Genomic DNA, 3,284 nt, shown 5'->3' with positions numbered 1-3,284 from the left:
CGGCTGACGCGTGGCGCGCACCGGGGCCCTCGCCGTCGTGACGCGCGGCGGCCGGTGACCGGGCCGTCCGTCTCCGCACCCCCCGTATCGCCTCGTGCGGTACGGAGGAGTGCCGGTTCCGGCTCCGTACGGTACGGGGGCGGGCCCGCCGAGCCCGTACGACGGCGGGTCACACCGCCGCCGTACGCGAGGCCCTCAGCCCTCGCGCGGTACCGCGAAGAGCAGTTCGGGACGCTCCCAGAAGATCTTCGACGAGATGGCCGGGGCCATGCCGGTACGGCGGGCGCCGACGCTCTGGTAGAAGCCCTCGGCGGGCGGGTGGGAGATCACCCGGACTCCGGAGAGTCCGGCGGTGCGGGCCTGGTCGAGCATATGGGCGATCAGCCGCCGTCCGACGCCGCGTCCCTGGGCCGCGTCGGCGACGAACATCAGGTCGAGTTCGGCGTCGGCGACCACCAGGGCGTAGAAGCCGAGGAGCGCGCCATCGGGGTCGGAGGCGAGGAAGACCTGGTGGGTCTCGATGTAGTCGGGGCCGACCACGTATCCGTCCACCATGGCCCGGTAGGGCCCCTCATACGCGCGGGAGCGCCGCACCATGGTGGTCAGCGCCTTGGCGTCGCCCGCCTCCGCCCGGCGTATCCGGAGGCCGTCCCGATCCGCCGCCGTCAGATGTGAACTCATGGAGTGAGTATTACATCCCCAGGTGAACGGGGTGGACCATACGGTGACGCCATCACTCCACGGCGTCCAGGAAGAGACATAGCGGATGCCCGGCCGGGTCCCTGAGCACTCGCGTATCGCCGCCGTCCTGCCGCACCGCGGGCAGGGTGGCACCCAGCGCGAGGGCGCGCCGGGTCGCCGCGTCGAGGTCATCCACCCGGAGGTCGAGATGGATCATCTTCTGCTGCGCCCCGGGGGTCTCGGGCCAGGTCGGCGCCACATACCCCGCCTCGGACTGGAGCGACAGCCCCAGCCGCCCGTCCGGCGACCGCAGATGGACCCAGTCCGGCTCGCTCGCGCGCTCCTCCCAGCCGAGCAGCGCGCGGTAGAAGTCGGCGAGCGTCCGGGCGTCGGGGCAGTCGATCACCACACTGGAGAGGGTGAACCGGGGTATCGCGGTCATCCATCGGCCTTTCGTTCGCGGGGCGGGCACAGGGCCGCCGGCGGCACGCGGCGCGCGGCCGCCGGAAAACGGTCTGGCGTGTCGGCGGCGGACGCGGTGGAATGTGCGCGCACTCCCGCGTGATCGTCACTTCCGCCCCAGGAGACACCATGACGAGATCCACCGTACGAGGCAGAACGGCGCTCCGGCTCGGCATCACCGCGCTCGCCGTCACCCTGGCCGTGCCCCTGACCACACCCGCCGCGTCCGCCGCCACCCCGGCCGAACGCACCCCCGCGTTACGCGTCAGCGACGGAGCGACCCAGCCCGTCTTCTCCCGCGCCGAGGCGATCCGCCAGGTCGTGGACATCGAGACGGAGACCGACAGCGACCTCGACGGCGTCCGGGACCGGGTCCGGATGCGGATCCTGCGGCCCAAGGAGACGGACGCCGGGCTCAAGGTCGCCACCATCGTGGAGGCGAGCCCCTACTGGGGTGGCGGCAACGACGTACCGTTCCACCCCGTCGACGTGGACGAGGACGGACTGCCGTCGGCCCGGCTGGGCGGCCCGGCCCGGCGGCCGGGACTGCTGCCGGAGTCCTCCGGCGCACCCACCGACGCCCTCCCCAGGGCCTCCAGCGCGTTCCCTGGCTACACCGACAACTACTTCCTCCCCCGCGGCTACGCCGTCGCCCAGCTCGACAGCGTCGGCACCGGTGGCTCGACCGGCTGCCCCACCTCCGGCGGGCGCAACGAGACGCTCGGCGCCAAGGCCGCCGTGGACTGGCTCAACGGCCGGGCCCGGGGCTGGGACCCGGCCGGTGAGCCGGTCGGCGCCGCCTGGTCGACGGGTGACACGGCGATGATGGGCATCTCGTACAACGGGACCCTGCCCACCGCCGTGGCGGCGACCGGCGTCGAGGGGCTCAAGGCGATCGTGCCGGTCGGCGCCATCTCCTCCTGGTACGACTACTACCGGGCCAACGGCGCGGTCGTCGCCCCCTTCGGCTACCAGGGCGAGGACGCCGACATCCTCGCCAAGGGCGTCTACAGCAGGGCCGACCGCGAGATCTGCCGCCCGGTGCTGGACCGGATCACCGCCGAGCAGGACCGCGTCACCGGCGACTGGAGCCGCTTCTGGTCCGAACGCGACTACCTCAAGGACGCGCACCGGATCCGGGCCGCCGTCTTCGCCGTCCACGGCACCAACGACTGGAACGTGAAGACCGGCCAGGTGGGCCGTCTCTGGGAACGGCTCGCGGAACACGACGTACCGCGCAAGCTGTGGCTGCACCGCGCCGGGCACAACAACCCGATGCCGCTGCGGATGGAGGAGTGGCTGCGCCAGCTCCAGCAGTGGTTCGACCACTGGCTCTACGGTCTGGACAGCGGCGCCCTGGACGAACCGGCCGTCGATGTGGAACAGGCCGACTTCACCTGGCGCCGCGAGGCCGACTGGCCCGCGCCCGGCACCCGGGGCACGACACTGCGGCTGGGCGCCGACGGCGGTCTCGGCCCGCGCACCGGCCCCCCGGCCGTCCACACCCTGACCGACGCGGGCCGCACCCGCACGGCGGAGGAGCTGGTGACCGCCCCGGCCACCGACCCGGGCCGTCTGGCGTACACGACCGGGCCGTTGCGGGCCGACGTCCGGCTCAGCGGCGCCCCGCGGATCTCGCTGCGGACCTCGCTCACCGGCACCTCGCCCTCGCTGACGGCGCTGTTGGTGGACTACGGCCGCGACACCCGCGCCATCGCGGGCGTCACCCAGGACACCTCACGGGAGATCTGCTACGGGCAGGGCGTGCCGGGCGACACGGGCTGCGCCTTCCGCACCCGGCACCGCACGGAGACCGCCGACTTCAAGATCGTCACACGCGGCTGGACGGACCTGCGCAACCGTCACTCGATCGCCTGGCAGTCGCCGGTGCGGGAGGGGCGCGAGTACCGGATCGACTGGGGTCTGGAACACCAGGACTACGTCTTCAAGAAGGGCCACCGGATCGGGGTGGTCCTGCTCTCGGCCGACCACCAGTTCACCCTGCGCCACCCGGCGGGGACCCGGATGTCGGTACGGACGGGCGTCAGCTCGATCACCCTGCCCCTCACCCGCTGACGGCCGCCGCGCCCGCCCACCTCACAGCACACCGCGCCCCCGGACGGATGGAGCCATCCGCCGGG

3 protein-coding genes are annotated in these 3,284 nt (G+C 73.1%); 1 reads left to right on the top strand and 2 read right to left on the bottom strand.

All coding sequences use genetic code 11. The annotated features are described in order from the left end of the window. Positions 1–195 precede the first annotated feature (195 nt). Both ACFVIM_RS34220 and ACFVIM_RS34215 read right to left on the bottom strand, forming a co-directional pair. On the bottom strand, positions 196–681 hold the full coding sequence (locus tag ACFVIM_RS34220) for a GNAT family N-acetyltransferase (protein WP_384310035.1): 486 nt from the start codon (positions 679–681) through the stop codon (positions 196–198). Between the two features lie 52 nt (positions 682–733). Beyond that, positions 734–1,123, bottom strand: coding sequence for a VOC family protein (locus ACFVIM_RS34215; protein WP_384310032.1), 390 nt, complete (start codon positions 1,121–1,123; stop codon positions 734–736). A 149-nt stretch (positions 1,124–1,272) separates the two neighbouring features. On the opposite strand from ACFVIM_RS34215, the gene ACFVIM_RS34210 reads away from it, so the two are divergent. Continuing rightward, complete coding sequence (locus ACFVIM_RS34210) at positions 1,273–3,219, top strand: Xaa-Pro dipeptidyl-peptidase (RefSeq protein ID WP_384310030.1); 1,947 nt, start codon at positions 1,273–1,275, stop codon at positions 3,217–3,219. Positions 3,220–3,284: the final 65 nt, after the last annotated feature.

The organism is Streptomyces sp. NPDC057638 (assembly GCF_042800315.1).
GTDB lineage: Bacteria > Actinomycetota > Actinomycetes > Streptomycetales > Streptomycetaceae > Streptomyces.
Note: the sequence above shows the minus strand (reverse complement) of the source record. Positions and strands in the feature narration are given on the sequence as shown.